Origin of the sequence: Bacillus sp. CD3-5 (genome assembly GCF_006349665.1) — a bacterium.
Classification (GTDB): domain Bacteria; phylum Bacillota; class Bacilli; order Bacillales; family Bacillaceae_G; genus Bacillus_A; species Bacillus_A paranthracis.
The window spans coordinates 231,166-246,524 of the sequence record NZ_VEPX01000006.1; the positions used below are offsets into that span (position 1 = coordinate 231,166).

Here is a 15,359-nt window from a genome sequence, read left to right on the forward strand (position 1 = left end):
TTCGAGATCAATTTGTAAGATGTTTTTTCGGAATATTAGCACTTTTTATTAGGGGGGAGTTTCAATGAAAAAAACTACATCTACACTATTAAGTATGGCGCTCGTCTTTTCCAGTTTTGGAGCTTTAAGCGCACATGCTGAATCGCTGCAAAAGGAGAAACAATTTAGTCCACAGTTAAAAGCGAACATTGAACAATGGGGAGAAAACAAAATTGCGCAAAATGTTGAAACAAAAACATCAAAAGAAATTTCTGTCATTGTAGAATTGCAACATGCTCCACTCGCTTCACAAAGTAACATTCAGCATGCTCCAGATTTACAAAATAATCTTGCACAGTCTTATCATACCGAGCTTAAAAAAGCACAAGAAGATACGACTAAGAAAATAAAAGAAAAAGCACCTGGTGCAAAAATTAAAGAAGTGTATAATACGTTATTTTCTGGATTCTCTATTTCAGTTCCTGGAGATCAAATTACCGCTCTTGCTTCTTTACCCGAAGTAAAAGCAGTCTACCCGAACTTAACATATAAATTACATGAAACATCAAAAAGCACTACTAATGAAGAGGCACCAAATATCGGCGGACCGACAATTGGTGCAACTGAAGCATGGAATTTAAAAGACCCATCTGGCAAACCGCTTGATGGAAAAGGTATGAAAGTAGCGATTATCGATTCTGGCGTAGACTATACACATCCTGACTTAAAGGCAAATTATATTGGTGGATACGACACAGTGGATGAAGATGATGATCCAATGGATGGTAACGTACACGGTACTCATGTAGCTGGAATTATTGCTGGTAACGGAAAGATAAAAGGGATTGCTCCGAACGCTTCTATACTCGCTTACCGTGTTATGAATGATGGCGGAACTGGTACGACCGATGATATTATTCAAGGTATTGAGCGCGCTATTCAAGATGGTGCAGATGTTTTAAATCTATCTCTCGGTCAAGATTTGAATGTCCCTGATCAACCTGTAACAATGACGTTAGAACGTGCAGCAAAACTTGGTGTTACTACAGTCGTTTCAAATGGAAATGATGGACCAAAACCTTGGTCTGTTGATGCTCCTGGTAACGCAAGTAGCGTCATCTCTGTTGGTGCATCTACTGTTTCTATTCCATTCCCAACATTCCAAGTAGCTGGTTCTAATAAATCTTACCAAGGCTTACCATTATCAAAAGCAGATTTCCAAGTAGGAAACGATGCCCAACTTGTCTATGTTGGCTACGGTAATTCAAGCGATTACGCGAAACAAGATGTGAAAGGAAAGTTTGCCCTTGTTTTACAAGGAACTTCAAGCACATTAGTAAAAGCAGAACAAGCGAAACAAGCTGGCGCTATCGGCGTTCTACTAATTTCTAATGAAAAAGAAATTGATCTTATGCCAGAATATTTCGAACGTGCAGATATAGCTCTTCCAGTTATGCAACTATCAAATACAAATGGCGAAGAGTTGAAAAATGTAATTACAAAACGAAAGAAAAATATAAAAATTGGACAACCGAACCAAACCGAACTGATTGGTAACTTCAGCTCAAGAGGACCATCACAAGGAAGTTGGCTTATAAAGCCTGATGTTATTGCACCTGGAGTAAAGATTACAAGCACAGTACCACGAGGTGGCTATGAATCTCACAACGGAACAAGTATGGCTGCGCCACAAGTAGCAGGAGCCGTTGCCTTACTGCGCCAGATGCATCCTGATTGGACGACAGAACAATTGAAATCTGCTCTTGCCAACACTGCAAAAACATTAAAGGACGTCAATGAAAATACATATCCTGTCATGGCACAAGGATCTGGTTTAATTAACATTCCAAAAGCAGCTCAAACGGACGCGTTAGTGAAACCGAACAACGTAAGTTTCGGTCTTGTTAAACCAAATAGCGGCAAAGTGAAACTAACACAAAATATTACGTTACAAAATCTTTCTAACAAAAAGAAAAACTTTTCAACTCGTATTGAATTACTAGATACAAAAACAAAAATCCAGACTTCTTTCCCTTCTTCAATTAGTTTAAAAGCAAATAGTAACATCGAAAAACCTTTTACGATCACTGTAGATAGCTCCTTACCACAAGGCGTATATACAGGAAATCTGTATGTAAAAGACCAAGGAACAAAAGAAGAAATGCGTATTCCATTTACATTTAGCATCGATCCGAAAGAATACAAGCGTATTGATGGTCTTGAAATCGTTAATTCTACTTTCAGCCCAAATAATGACAAAATATTAGATGACAACTTAATCAATTACTATTTAGTTACACCAGTTGAAGACATAGCCTTTCATGCTAATTTAATTACGAAAGACCGCGTGACATATCAAGGCACGGTATATCAAGGTAAAAACGAAACACCTGGTTATAAATCTTTCAAATGGAATGGTACAAAAACTGATGGATCCCCGTTACCTGATGGCTTGTACCAAATCGAAGCTGTTGCTTCTAACTCTGGCGGAGAAACAAAGCAAACAGGAGCGGTGTTTATTGACCGAACAGCACCTAAGTTAACACACGAAATTGATCAAGAAAATCTTGTTATTAGAGGAAACGTTGATGATATTCTGCTAGATTGGATGAGTGAATCTGGCTGGATTGCACCTGGTATTCCAGTGAAAATGCAATATGAAATTAACGGAAATGGCGTATGGGAAAGTGCCTTCCTAAACACTTGGGAGAAAAACTATGAAATTTATTTCGATCGTAATCAATTACAACAAGGAAAAAACACAATTCATATTGTAGCAACAGATGCAGCTGGAAATACAACTAATTTAAATGTTGATTTAGAAGTAAAATAAGGTCATACGAAGATTCTTTCGCCCCTATCCAATGTTCCGATAGGGGCTTTTTCTATTTCTCATATAAACATTTGTTAAACAATTCCGAATGTTGTGATAGAATTTTTATAAGCGCTTTCAATTTAAAGAGAGGTGATACAAGCTATACAGAATCGATATACAGTTTTATAGAAAAAAGGAGGATGTCTAAATGACAAAGAAAACAGAAATTCCATCGCATTTAAAACCATTCGTATCCACACAGCATTATGATCAATACACACCGGTGAATCACGCTGTGTGGCGTTACATTATGAGACAAAATCATAGTTTCTTAAAAGACGTTGCTCATCCAGCCTATGTGAACGGATTACAATCATCTGGTATTAATATAGATGCAATTCCAAAGGTAGAAGAAATGAATGAGTGTTTAGCACCAAGCGGCTGGGGTGCTGTAACGATTGACGGGCTTATTCCTGGCGTAGCCTTCTTCGATTTTCAAGGACACGGATTATTACCAATCGCAACAGATATTCGCAAGGTAGAGAATATCGAGTATACACCAGCTCCAGATATTGTACACGAAGCAGCAGGACACGCACCTATTTTACTTGATCCTACATATGCAAAATATGTGAAACGATTTGGACAAATTGGTGCAAAAGCTTTCTCAACAAAAGAAGAACATGATGCATTCGAAGCTGTTCGTACATTAACAATTGTAAAAGAAAGCCCTACTTCTACTCCTGATGAAGTTACAGCTGCTGAGAATAATGTACTTGAAAAACAAAAGTTAGTTTCTGGCTTATCAGAAGCGGAACAAATTTCACGTCTTTTCTGGTGGACAGTAGAATATGGATTAATTGGAAATATAGATGCTCCAAAAATATATGGTGCTGGTCTCCTTTCTTCTGTTGGCGAAAGCAAATATTGCTTAACAGACGCTGTAGAAAAGGTTCCATTCTCTATAGAGGCATGTACAAGTACAACTTATGACGTAACAAAAATGCAACCACAACTATTTGTTTGTGAATCATTTGAAGAATTAACAGAAGCACTTGAGAAATTCTCTGAAACGATGGCCTTTAAAACAGGTGGTAAAGAAGGATTAGAAAAAGCAATTCGCTCTGAAAATCATGCAACTGCTGAATTAAATAGCGGCTTACAAATTACAGGTACATTTACCGAGACAATTGAAAACGATGCAGGTGAATTGATCTACATGCGAACGAGTTCGCCAACAGCATTAGCAATTCACAATAAACAGCTAGCGAATCATTCTACGTCTGTACACAGTGACGGGTTTGGAACACCAATTGGATTACTCACTGAAAATATTGCATTAGAAAATTGTACAGATGAACAATTACAATCATTAGGAATTACAATTGGAAATGTTGCTGAGTTTACTTTTGCAAGTGGTATTCATGTAAAAGGAACAGTAACAGATATTGTAAAAAACGATGAAAAAATTGCGCTTATTTCCTTTATTAATTGCACAGTTACTTATAACGACCGCGTTTTATTTGATGCTTCATGGGGCTCATTTGATATGGCTGTTGGTTCAACAATTACTTCGGTATTCCCAGGTGCCGCAGATGCTGTAGCATTTTTCCCAATGGATGAAGAAATCCAAGAAATACCTGCTCCACTTGTACTGAATGAACTTGAACGTATGTATCAAACCGTTCGTGACATTCGAAATGAAGGTATTTTACACGACGCGCATATCGAGCAATTAGTAGCAATTCAAGAAGTATTAAATAAATTGTATCCGAAAGAATGGTTACTTCGCCTTGAAATATTAGAATTGCTTTTAGAACATAACAAAGGGCATGAAACATCAGCAGCATTATTACAACAACTTTCTACTTTCACAACGGATGAAGCTGTAACACGTCTTATTAACAATGGTCTTACGCTACTTCCAGTAAAGGATGTGAAAAATGATGCTACGATTAACTGAAGAAGAAGTTCAAGAAGAATTATTGAAGTTAGATAAATGGGTAGTGAAAGATGAAAAATGGATTGAAAGAAAATATATGTTTTCCGACTACTTAAAAGGAGTCGAATTTGTCTCTGAAGCCGCCAAACTATCAGAAGAACATAATCACCACCCATTTATCCTTATCCAGTATAAAGCAGTCATTATTACTTTGTCATCTTGGAATGCAAAAGGTTTAACGAAACTCGATTTTGAGCTTGCGAAGCAATTTGATGAACTATTTGTCCAAAATGAAAAAGCCATTATAAGAAAGTAAAAAGGAGAAGCCTTTATTAGGCTTCTCCTTTTATTTTGAAATGGATACAATGTCCAAATGGATCCTCTACTTGTAATATTCCATCTTTGTACGTAGCAATCTTGCCAATATTTTTTAAGCTTTCACATACTTGCTCTTTTTGTTTTTCATTTGCTAATACAATTGTGAAATATTTCAAGCCAACGGAATTTGGCATTTGCGGTAGTATTCCTTCACCTTGCCACGTATTTAAACCGATATGGTGATGGTAGCCACCTGCCGATACAAAGAGCGCCCCATTACGAGCTGGGATCGTTACTTCAAAGCCAAGACCATCCACATAGAAACGTTTCGCTTCTTCCAAATCAGCTACATGGAAATGAATATGTCCCATCACAGTACCAGCTGGAAACCCACTCCATGTACTTCCTTGTTGCAATAATTCTTCACCAGCTAACGGGTTACTAACAAATGGTAGCTCTCCATTCTCATCACGCCAAACTTCTTTTTGACGATCATGATAAATTTCAATCCCGTTTCCATCTGGATCAGCTAAATAAAGGGCCTCACTAAAGTAATGGTCAGCTCCGCCGTGCAGTGGATAAACCATTTCTACAAGATGACGAAGGATATTCGCTAAATCCTGTCTGCTCGGTAATAAAATTGCGTAATGATATAAACCCGTTCTCCCTCTTTGCTTTGGTAAGGCTTCCTTCTTTTCTTCAATGATCAGGAGTGGTTCGTTATTTTCATTCCCAAATGTAACGACCATTTCATCTTCTTTTAGTACTTTCATACTTAGTACTTCTGTATAAAACTCTAGTGATTTCTTTATATTTGATACATATAAATGAACAACATCAAGTGTTGTATCGGGATGAAGTTGAAAACTCATCTTGTTAGCCTCCCATGTAAATTAGTTCTTCTTTGACATTTTCTCTTTTAAGAAATTATCTACAAAACCATCCGCTTTCGCAACAAATAAGTACGCACCCATTGCTAACAATGCAAGCTCTAATTCGAAGCCAGGATTTTTTCCATCTCCTAATAAACCAGCTGACCATTTTACTTTTACAATTGCTCCAACCATAACTAGTGCAAATAATAATCCAATATATCTTACACCTAAACCTAGAATTAATAATAGACCGCCAACTAATTCAACTGTTGCTACACCGTATGCAAGTCCTCCTGGTAAACCAATGCTTGTGAACCATCCTGCAATATTGTCAATCCCCGATTGGAATTTTGTTAAACCGTGCATAAAGAATGTTACCCCTAACACGATACGAATAATTAAGTTACCAATATGTTGATTCATTTCTTTCTCTCCTTTATAGTTTTCTTATACAAAACTTTTATTTACATTACAAAACATACACTAATTTTTTTTATTCGTCAATTCATTTTCACTGGGAAAATATATATTTTTTTTGCTATGATACAAATAGTTGTTTATAAAAAGGAGCTTGATTTTATGAATATTGGTTCTGCAATACGTGAAATTCGTCAGCGTAGAGGCATAACAATCGCGCAAATTTGTGAGGGAACAGGTCTTTCTAAAGGGTTTATGAGTCAGGTTGAAAATAATAAAACATCACCATCTATCTCAACTTTAGAAACGATCTCCAATTTTTTAAACGTTCCTCTTCCCTATTTATTGTTAGAACAAAAAGATCGATTGAAAGTTGTCAAAAAGGTAGAGCGTAAATATAGTGTATACGGAAAAGATGAACAAAGAATCGAACATGTTGCAGAGCAAGGTGGCCTTCGCCTCAATCTCGTAGAAATTCCTGCTGGGTTTCCGAAAGAAAACACACCAAATGCCCATGAAGGAGAAGAATGTCACCTTGTATTACGCGGAAAACTAGAAGTTCAACATGGAGAAGATGTTGCAATTGTAGAAGAAGGAGATTCTTTCTCCTGGAATGCATGTGTTCCTCATATTGTTCGTAATATAGGAGAAGAAACTGCATTATTACTCATCTCTAGTCATGCAGAAAATCGAAAACGTGTTTATTAAAAAAAGAAGCCTGTAAATCAGGCTTCTTTTTATCCTCTTATAACTCCATAGCTTGTCCCAACTAGTACAGTCTTTTCGTGTTGATTACGATAAACTGACTCGATTGAAACCTTTTTGTATCCTTCCATCTGTTCAACATTCGTTAAAGTTAATTCACAAGTGATTGTATCTCCTGTAAAAACTGGTCTAATAAACTCACTTACTAATTCTCTTGCTATGTAATGTAATTCTTCGCCTACTTTCGTTCCAATACTAGCAGTCAATAAACCATGAACCATTAAACGTCCATTTTCATCATATTCCATATGATGCCTACCTTTATCCCCTGTAATATTTGCAAATTCAAAAACCTCTTCCTCAGTAAATCTTCTTTCATATTTAAATACATCCCCAACTTTTATACTCATTTTTATCCCCCTAATAATAAACAGAATTTTCTTTCATTTTATCATAAAATGAATCTTAGTTCAGTTTATATTATTAAAATAGTAAGCCTTTTTCTGTTCTACTTTTTCTCCTTATCGGTGCCCCTCTTTTTTGGCTATTTGATATCCATAGTACGCACATGTTCCATTTCTCGATAACTCTCTCACCTCAAAACCACAACTTCTATAAAAATCAAAATTACTCGCAGAAGTATGCGCAAACCAGTCACCATGTGGCAATTTTTGCAAACAAAGAGCAACAAGTTTCTTACCTAATCCCTTCCCTCTATATTCACATTTCACAACTAAATTTACTATGTTGGCGACCATGATTCCATCAGAAATGACTCTAACCATCGCAATCATCTCTTCCTCATCCCAAATTGTGAATGCCCATGTTGAATTTTCAAATGCTATCGTGAATTTTTCAATTTGCCAAGAAGGGATATTATCATTGCTCCAACCGGCATCTTCGAATAAAGTTTTAATTGCATATGCAGGTACACCATTCGTTCCCTCACGAATAATAAGTCCATTATGATAAATGTACATGTAATCCCCCCTTTATTTTTATATACCATTCTTCAAAAGATGCAATTAACCTTTTTTCATCCAATGCGTCTAATGGAATAAACGAGAACATCCATCCCATGAAATGAAGTTGTTTTCTCATAACTAAGCCCCGTTTTTCTAGCAACAAAGATTGAGGCGGGGTGATCCGGATTAATAAGAGAGATTAATTTATTCATTCGTAACGCTTGGAAGCCATAATCTCGAAATGCTGCCGCTGCTTCTTTCGCATACCCTTTTCCCCAATACTGAGGTAATAACCAATAACCAATTTCAATTTCCTCTTTTCCATCTATTTGCTGCTTTACTAATCCTGCATGACCAATTCGTATTCCCGTTCCCTTTTCAATCAATACAAATAAACCGAGACCGTTTTTATAGCTAGGAATCACCCACTCCTCCAAACTTTTTTTACACTGCATATATGTTTTTAACGTCCCATTTCCAATATAGCGCATTACCTTCTCATTTCCCCATAGTGAAGCGTAGAACTGTAAATCATCCATTGTATATTTGCGAATTTGTAAACGATCTGTATGAAACATTTCTGCACTCCTTCCCACGAATTTGTACTTAATTACACGCTCACGTCTTGTATCCATACTAAATGTTACTATCTATTATAAATGAACTAACATTAAAATACAGAATATTCAATCTCAAAAGAGTTTAAAAAAGGCAGTAGACAAATATTGTCTACTGCATCCATATCATAACTAGCATAAAGAAAACTACAATTGAGGGGGGTGTAGGCTTTTCAAATATACTAGATACTTATCCCGTTCTAACGGGCGGTAAACTTTCCAATTATATGAAAGTGAAAAGTTTACCGCACATAAGAACTTTGGCGATCATTAAGAACGCACCATTAAGTAGTCAAATACACGCTGTGCTTTTTCTCCACCCATTCGTGCATGTTGAAGAAGAGAAATACCATGAGGGCCAGATGCACGTAATGCTTCTGGTTGTGCTACTAAAATAGCTTGTACAACTTCTAATTCTCCAAGCATAGCGGCCGCGAAAATATCCATTCGAGCACCCTTTTCTAATAAATAAAGAGCAATATCTTTACGCCCTACATGTGCCGCTGCTCCTAACGCACTTTCCCAATCTGATCCACCCCAATTGTAAGAGGCATGAAGTAAACTTGGCGATTCAGCCAACAGTTCTTGTACTTTTTCTAAATCTCCGTGAGCTGCCATAACAAATTCCCTTACTAACTCAGTGGTAACACATTCTTCTGTTCGCATCTTGCTCCTCCTTTTTTAGAAATTCGTTTCGGTATAAAAAATGGCTTATCGCTTCCTTGAAAAATATCTACATCTATGCCAAATACATGTTGAAACATTTCATGACATAACACTTCTTCTGGTATACCGTCATACTGAAGCTTCCCTCGCTTTAATACGAGTAAACGATCACTATATTGAGCCGCTTGGTTAATATCATGTAAAACCATTATAATTGTCATTCCAAATTCCTCGTTTAATCGTTTCACAAGTTCCATTACTTCCAACTGATGAACGATATCTAAAAAAGTTGTTGGCTCATCCAATAATAAGACATTCGTACGTTGTGCTAGCGTCATTGCAATCCAAGCACGTTGTCTTTCTCCTCCTGATAAAGATTGTAAAAGACGATATTCATACCCTTCAAGATTTGTAACAGACAATGCCCAATCAACAATTTCTTCATCTTCTTTATTTAAACGACCTCTCCATAACTTATGAGGGCCTCTTCCAAATTCGATTAATTCTTTCACTGTTAAATCTAATTGATGATCATGCATTTGTGGTAACATCGCTAATTGCTTCGCTACATCGGCACTTTTCATCGTATGAATACTTTTTCCATCTAAAACGATATCCCCTTCGCTTTGTTTAAGTAGTCTTGCTATTAAACGAAGCAAAGTAGATTTCCCAGATCCATTCGGTCCAATCAAACTAACGACTTCTCCAGCTTTAATATGTACATTCATATTTTGCATTTGAAATCTTTCAGAATGTGCATAAAACACTTTATTAACGGAAATCACGCTGTTTTCCCCCTCTATGAATTAAATATAAGAAGAACGGACCGCCTAAGAAGGATAATAAAATACCGACAGGCAATTCAATTGGATCAAACCAACTTCGAGCTATCGCATCCGCGAAAACAAGTAATATCCCTCCGCCAAGGCATGATAATGGCAGTAAATATTTATAGTCATTTCCAACTAATAAACGTAACATATGTGGTACGACAAGGCCGACAAATCCAATAAGACCAGAAACACTAACTGCTATTCCAGCTAATAATGTGCTTACTACTATTAAATAAAAACGACTTCTCTCCACGTTATGACCTAATAATTTCGCCATTTCATCTCCAAGCATTAATACTCGAATATGCTTGATACCGAAGAAGGCCAATATAATAGCGAATATTGCATAATAAATAATCATATGTAAATGTGCCCAACTTACACCGCCAATACCACCCGCTAACCACGGTAACACGGATTGTACTTTGTCACTATGTAATAACATTAATGCTGACGTCGCTGCACCTATTAATGCATTAATTGACACACCTACTAAGACAATTCTTGAAGGTGGTGCCCCTTTTTGCCATGATAAAGCATAAATGATCATCGCCGTTATGAAAGCTCCTAAAAACGCACCGAGTGGTAAAAACGCCATATGCTGAGGGAATAAAATCATAATTACAATTGCGACAAGGCCTGCTCCAGATGACACCCCGATAATACCAGGGTCTGCAAGAGGATTTCTCATCACCCCTTGCAGCAGTGCACCAGATGCAGCTAAACATGTTCCTACTATAAATCCAACGAGCACTCTCGGTATACGAAGGTCCCATACAATTCGATGAACTGTCGAACCTTCATCTTGTATCCCTGTTACAATATCTCGTAAAGAAAAGGATAGGCTTCCTGCGAAAAGACCGTAAAAAAGACATAAAACCGTTAATACAACTAAAGTAACTGCTATGATCCATCTTTTTTTCGCAAAAGGATGTTCCTTTTCCCTTACTACTTCACTACTTTCCATACTTATCATTTCCTTACATCTTGTATACTTTTATACATAAAGTCCATCGCTTCTGTAACTTTTGTTCCAGGATTTGATCCAAACAAGTCTGGTGGCAAAATAACTACGCGATTTTGTTTTACTGCATCTAAATTTTTCCACGCTTCATTTTTCATCATTTCGCCTTCAAATGCTTTTTTAACGCTATTTGGATCTCCATGTGTAATTAAATAAATCACATCAGGATTCGCCTCAATAATGCGTTCTACACTTAGCTGTGCATATTGCGGATATTCCTTCATTTCTGGAAAATCAGCTGCAATATTTTTCCCACCTGTTTTTTCTAAAATATCACCTGATAAAGAGGTTGGTAATGCTGCTAAATAAGTACCAGGTGCTCCATACACTAGCAATGCTTTCACATCACTCTTTTTCTCATATGTCTTCATTTGATTCGTAATTTTTTGGTTAAGTTCTTTTGCTTTATCTTCTTTTTTCATTATCGTTCCGTATAGTTCAATATTCTTTAGAATATCTTGTACAGAATTCGTAGAAGAAATCATTACTTTCGTTCCTTGCCCTTCAACCGTTGGAACATTCTTTTGGAACCCATTATTAGCAATAAGTACATCGGGCTTTAAGCTGGCAATTTGCTCAAAATTCGGCTGATGTGCATTTCCGATTACTTGTACTTTCTTTATATCCTCTGGAAGAGTTATTTTTGCATCCGGACGACCCACTATTTTTCCACCTAAAGCATGAATAATATTCATGTCTCCCATACTTAATGTTGCAAAACTCTCTGGCACTTTATCGAATATTACCTTTCTTCCTGACAGGTCGGTAACTTCTATTTTCTCTTTTCCTTTTTCTGTTTTTGTTGCCGCTGCTTTTTCGTCTCCCTTTGCACTGCAACCTATTAATAAGAAAAAAATAGATAAAATCGCTGTAAATAGCGTAATAGATTTTTTCATTCTTCCACCTCTAATTGATAATGATAATCATTAACTACTATTCTACTTTAATTGATAAGGATTATCATTGTCAATATGAAACGCATACATTTTCTAGAAAAAAACAAAAAGCGTTACAAAAAGATTCCTTCTTTTTATAACGCACTATTTATCAATATTATTCACATTCGTTTCCCTCTAACTTGTCTCGCATCACTTTTACACGCTGAAAGAAAAAGAAAGATAAACTTAAGAATATAACGATGCTCCCCATCATAGCAAAAAATTGTATCGTTTCTTTTGCTCCAGTCGGAATCAATAATCCAACCATCAACAATGTACTTACAGCGAGAAGAATTTGTCCGAACCGAGTATAATCTTCTATTTTCTCTTGTAATTCTTTCATTATATTCTCACTCCTCCATTTCACTGTATCATATTCTACTAAACTTAAAGACAAGTAAATACAGCCATTCTGGGAGATGTTTTCCAAAAGAAAAAGAGCCGCTTTATGGCGACTCTTTCATAACCATTACTCACCTTTATATGCTTTCATATAAATTTCTTTCAGCTCTGAAATGAGAGGTAATTTTGGGTTAGCTGTTGTACATTGATCTTCAAAAGCTCTTTCTGCCAATAATCCAACAACCTCTTCAAATTGGTCTTTAGCAACTCCTTGTCCTGCAATACTCATATTTATATTTAAACTTTTTCCGAGCTCAATAATTGCTTTGACAAGTGATTCCACACCTTCTGCGGTCGAACTTGCTGGAAGCCCGAGCATTCTCGCAATATGTGCATAGCGTTCATCGGCTACAAAGTGCTCATATTTTGGGAACAATGCGTGTTTTCTTGGCTTAATAGCATTATAGCGAACTACGTGCGGCATAAGAATTGCATTCGCACGCCCATGTGGAATATGAAATTCTGGTCCAATTTTATGTGCTAAGCTGTGATTAATACCTAGAAAAGCATTTGCAAATGCCATTCCTGCAATTGCAGAAGCATTATGCATTTTTTCTCGTGCTTCTTCATCATGTCCATCTTTAAATGCTCTTGGTAAATATTTAAATACGAGATCAATGGCCTTTAATGCTAATCCATCTGTATAGTCATTTGCTAAAACAGACACATACGCCTCGATTGCATGCGTTAATACGTCCATCCCAGTGTCTGCTGTTACATGTGGTGGTACTGTCATTACAAATTGTGGATCAACAATTGCTATATCTGGCGTTAATTCATAATCGGCAAGTGGATACTTTATATTATTTTTCTTATCTGTAATAACCGCAAATGGTGTCACTTCTGATCCTGTTCCAGATGTTGTTGGAATAGCAACAAACTGCGCCTTACTTCCTAATTCCGGATATTTACATGTACGTTTTCTTATATCTAAAAACTTCTGTTTAATTCCATAGAATGTTGTTTCTGGGTGCTCATAGAAAAGCCACATCCCTTTCGCTGCATCCATCGCTGAACCACCACCAAGTGCGATAATGACATCAGGCTGAAAACTTCTCATCATTTCCGCACCTTTAAACACAGTTTCATCTGACGGATCTGGCTCGACCTCAAAGAAAACTTCAACTTTCACATCATTTGCATGTTTACGTAAATAATGCGTAACCGTATCTACATATCCGTGCTCAACCATTCCTGGATCCGTTACAATAAACGCACGTGAAATGTTAGGCATATTTGCTAAATATGATGTCGCATGTTTTTCAAAATAAATTTTTGGTGGTAATTTGAACCACTGCATATTCTTTTTTCTATTTGCCAACCTTTTTATATTTAATAAGTGCGTCGCTGTTACGTTTTGAGAAACCGAGTTTTTCCCGTAGGAACCGCAGCCAAGCGTAAGTGATGGAATAAATCCATTATATATGTCACCGATTCCACCTTGTGATGAAGGGGCATTTATAATAAGGCGGCAAGCTTTCATACGTAATCCAAATTGCTTTTGCACTTCTTTATTTACAGAATGGATAACTGCTGAATGTCCTAAACCACCGAGGTTTAACATTTCTTCACAATATGTAAATCCTTCTTCTAATGAATTTGCTTTCACACAAGCTAATACTGGACTTAACTTCTCACGAGATAGTGGATATGCGGCTCCAATGCCTTGTATTTCAGCTACAAGCATTTTTGTATTTTTAGGTACAGTAATTCCAACTAATTCAGCAATATACTGTGCGGATTTCCCTACAATATCACTATTTACTGCACATGTATTTTCATTAATAACAAGCTTTTCTAATTTACTTCTCTCTTCCTCGGTTACAAAGTAACAATCATTTGCAATCATTTCTGTTTTCACATCATCATAAATTTCCTTGTCTACAATAATCGCTTGTTCTGATGCACAAATCATACCATTATCAAATGTTTTAGATAAAATCAAATCATTAACCGCTCGTTTTATATGCGCTGATTTCTCTATATAACATGGTACATTACCAGGACCTACACCTAGCGCTGGTTTTCCAGTAGAATAAGCTGATTTCACCATTCCTGCTCCTCCAGTTGCCAAAACAAGCGCAACACCTTCATGGTTCATTAATTGTTTCGTTGCTTCGACAGAAGGTCTTTCAATCCACTGAATACAATGTTTTGGTGCCCCAGCCTTCACCGCTGCATCATATACTGTTTTTGCCGCTGCAATAGAACAGTTTTGTGCTGAAGGATGAAATGCGAAAATAATTGGATTTCTCGTTTTTATCGCGATTAATGCTTTAAACAGTGTTGTCGATGTTGGATTCGTTACTGGTGTTACCCCAGCTACTACACCGACGGGCTCCGCAATTTCTATTATTTCTTCATGAGGGTCTTCGTGAATAATCCCTACTGTTTTATCTTTCTTTATGCTATGCCAAATATATTCAGTAGCAAAAATATTTTTAATGCATTTATCTTCGTATACACCACGACCTGTTTCTTCAACAGCCAACTTCGCAAGTGGCATATGTTGATCAACACCTGCTAATGCCATTTCATGAACAATGTTGTCAATGTGCTCTTGTGTAAAACTTTCTAATGCTTGTAAAGCCTTCCGACCGTTATTCACTAACGTATCAATCATCTCTTTTACTTCCTGCATTTCATTTACAACTTTCTCTTTGACTACCATGTAAATTCCTCCTATTCTGCTATCTTGGACTAAATAAGACCCTATAGGTCATAATCAGTCCCGATTAGCGCAAAAAAATAGAATTGCTTTCCTACATGAACCTCATTGTTTGTGAAATATTTCACAAGTTTGTTCGTGAGTAACACTTCATGAACTTAATATACATGAATTTATTTTATTTGTGTTTGTCTA

15 protein-coding genes are annotated in these 15,359 nt (G+C 36.6%); 4 read left to right on the plus strand and 11 right to left on the minus strand.

Annotated elements, in window-relative coordinates; genetic code table 11:
* Positions 1-64 precede the first annotated feature (64 nt).
* From FH036_RS14595 to FH036_RS14605, 3 genes are all read left to right on the plus strand, one after another.
* The gene (locus FH036_RS14595) at positions 65-2,812 is read left to right on the plus strand and encodes a S8 family serine peptidase (RefSeq protein ID WP_000754139.1); all 2,748 of its coding nucleotides are present in this window, start codon (positions 65-67) and stop codon (positions 2,810-2,812) included.
* 190 nt (positions 2,813-3,002) lie between these two features.
* On the plus strand, positions 3,003-4,757 hold the full coding sequence (locus FH036_RS14600) for an aromatic amino acid hydroxylase (RefSeq protein ID WP_139895905.1): 1,755 nt from the start codon (positions 3,003-3,005) through the stop codon (positions 4,755-4,757).
* Positions 4,738-5,052, plus strand: coding sequence for a 4a-hydroxytetrahydrobiopterin dehydratase (locus tag FH036_RS14605; RefSeq protein WP_000979541.1), 315 nt, complete (start codon positions 4,738-4,740; stop codon positions 5,050-5,052). Before FH036_RS14600 ends, FH036_RS14605 begins: the two co-directional genes overlap by 20 nt.
* 16 nt (positions 5,053-5,068) lie before the next feature.
* Here FH036_RS14605 and FH036_RS14610 read toward each other — a convergent pair whose 3' ends face one another.
* Positions 5,069-5,926 (minus strand): VOC family protein, encoded by an 858-nt coding sequence (locus FH036_RS14610; RefSeq protein WP_000009829.1) that lies wholly within the window; start codon positions 5,924-5,926, stop codon positions 5,069-5,071.
* Positions 5,927-5,947: 21 nt separating this feature from the next.
* Positions 5,948-6,352: a DoxX family protein gene (locus FH036_RS14615; protein WP_001071557.1), complete on the minus strand. Its 405-nt coding sequence runs from the start codon at positions 6,350-6,352 to the stop codon at positions 5,948-5,950.
* Between the two features lie 156 nt (positions 6,353-6,508).
* Here FH036_RS14615 and FH036_RS14620 point away from each other — a divergent pair, with 156 nt between their 5' ends.
* Entirely contained in the window at positions 6,509-7,054 is a 546-nt protein-coding gene (locus FH036_RS14620; RefSeq protein WP_001020702.1) for a helix-turn-helix domain-containing protein, read from the plus strand.
* A gap of 29 nt (positions 7,055-7,083) precedes the next feature.
* Here FH036_RS14620 and FH036_RS14625 read toward each other — a convergent pair whose 3' ends face one another.
* From FH036_RS14625 to adhE, 9 genes are all read right to left on the minus strand, one after another.
* On the minus strand, positions 7,084-7,461 hold the full coding sequence (locus tag FH036_RS14625) for a hotdog family protein (RefSeq protein ID WP_000025011.1): 378 nt from the start codon (positions 7,459-7,461) through the stop codon (positions 7,084-7,086).
* A 111-nt stretch (positions 7,462-7,572) separates the two neighbouring features.
* Positions 7,573-8,031, minus strand: coding sequence for a GNAT family N-acetyltransferase (locus FH036_RS14630; protein ID WP_000276116.1), 459 nt, complete (start codon positions 8,029-8,031; stop codon positions 7,573-7,575).
* 56 nt (positions 8,032-8,087) lie between these two features.
* The gene (locus FH036_RS14635) at positions 8,088-8,651 is read right to left on the minus strand and encodes a GNAT family N-acetyltransferase (protein ID WP_138321077.1); all 564 of its coding nucleotides are present in this window, start codon (positions 8,649-8,651) and stop codon (positions 8,088-8,090) included.
* 252 nt (positions 8,652-8,903) lie between these two features.
* Positions 8,904-9,299 (minus strand): ankyrin repeat domain-containing protein, encoded by a 396-nt coding sequence (locus FH036_RS14640; protein ID WP_139895906.1) that lies wholly within the window; start codon positions 9,297-9,299, stop codon positions 8,904-8,906.
* Positions 9,266-10,084, minus strand: coding sequence for an ABC transporter ATP-binding protein (locus FH036_RS14645; protein ID WP_139895907.1), 819 nt, complete (start codon positions 10,082-10,084; stop codon positions 9,266-9,268). Before FH036_RS14645 ends, FH036_RS14640 begins: the two co-directional genes overlap by 34 nt.
* Positions 10,071-11,099, minus strand: coding sequence for a FecCD family ABC transporter permease (locus FH036_RS14650; protein ID WP_139895908.1), 1,029 nt, complete (start codon positions 11,097-11,099; stop codon positions 10,071-10,073). The genes FH036_RS14645 and FH036_RS14650 overlap by 14 nt, the downstream gene beginning before the upstream one ends.
* A 5-nt stretch (positions 11,100-11,104) precedes the next feature.
* Positions 11,105-12,052, minus strand: a complete 948-nt coding sequence (locus FH036_RS14655; RefSeq protein WP_000748449.1) for an ABC transporter substrate-binding protein — start codon at positions 12,050-12,052, stop codon at positions 11,105-11,107.
* A 157-nt stretch (positions 12,053-12,209) separates the two neighbouring features.
* A complete protein-coding gene (locus FH036_RS14665; RefSeq protein WP_044793756.1) occupies positions 12,210-12,437 on the minus strand; it encodes a YrhC family protein in 228 nt (75 codons plus the stop codon).
* 126 nt (positions 12,438-12,563) lie between these two features.
* Complete coding sequence (adhE, locus tag FH036_RS14670; protein ID WP_139895910.1) at positions 12,564-15,167, minus strand: bifunctional acetaldehyde-CoA/alcohol dehydrogenase; 2,604 nt, start codon at positions 15,165-15,167, stop codon at positions 12,564-12,566.
* Positions 15,168-15,359 lie beyond the last annotated feature (192 nt).

Coding starts and splice junctions, on each gene's coding strand:
- FH036_RS14620 (WP_001020702.1), top strand. CDS start 6,509: ATGAATATTGGTTCTGCAATACGTGAAATTCGTCAGCGTAGAGGCATA.
- FH036_RS14595 (WP_000754139.1), top strand. CDS start 65: ATGAAAAAAACTACATCTACACTATTAAGTATGGCGCTCGTCTTTTCC.
- FH036_RS14650 (WP_139895908.1), bottom strand. CDS start 11,099: ATGGAAAGTAGTGAAGTAGTAAGGGAAAAGGAACATCCTTTTGCGAAA.
- FH036_RS14640 (WP_139895906.1), bottom strand. CDS start 9,299: ATGCGAACAGAAGAATGTGTTACCACTGAGTTAGTAAGGGAATTTGTT.
- FH036_RS14610 (WP_000009829.1), bottom strand. CDS start 5,926: ATGAGTTTTCAACTTCATCCCGATACAACACTTGATGTTGTTCATTTA.
- FH036_RS14655 (WP_000748449.1), bottom strand. CDS start 12,052: ATGAAAAAATCTATTACGCTATTTACAGCGATTTTATCTATTTTTTTC.
- FH036_RS14630 (WP_000276116.1), bottom strand. CDS start 8,031: ATGTACATTTATCATAATGGACTTATTATTCGTGAGGGAACGAATGGT.
- FH036_RS14615 (WP_001071557.1), bottom strand. CDS start 6,352: ATGAATCAACATATTGGTAACTTAATTATTCGTATCGTGTTAGGGGTA.
- FH036_RS14625 (WP_000025011.1), bottom strand. CDS start 7,461: ATGAGTATAAAAGTTGGGGATGTATTTAAATATGAAAGAAGATTTACT.
- FH036_RS14600 (WP_139895905.1), top strand. CDS start 3,003: ATGACAAAGAAAACAGAAATTCCATCGCATTTAAAACCATTCGTATCC.
- FH036_RS14635 (WP_138321077.1), bottom strand. CDS start 8,651: ATGGATACAAGACGTGAGCGTGTAATTAAGTACAAATTCGTGGGAAGG.
- adhE (WP_139895910.1), bottom strand. CDS start 15,167: ATGGTAGTCAAAGAGAAAGTTGTAAATGAAATGCAGGAAGTAAAAGAG.
- FH036_RS14605 (WP_000979541.1), top strand. CDS start 4,738: ATGATGCTACGATTAACTGAAGAAGAAGTTCAAGAAGAATTATTGAAG.
- FH036_RS14665 (WP_044793756.1), bottom strand. CDS start 12,437: ATGAAAGAATTACAAGAGAAAATAGAAGATTATACTCGGTTCGGACAA.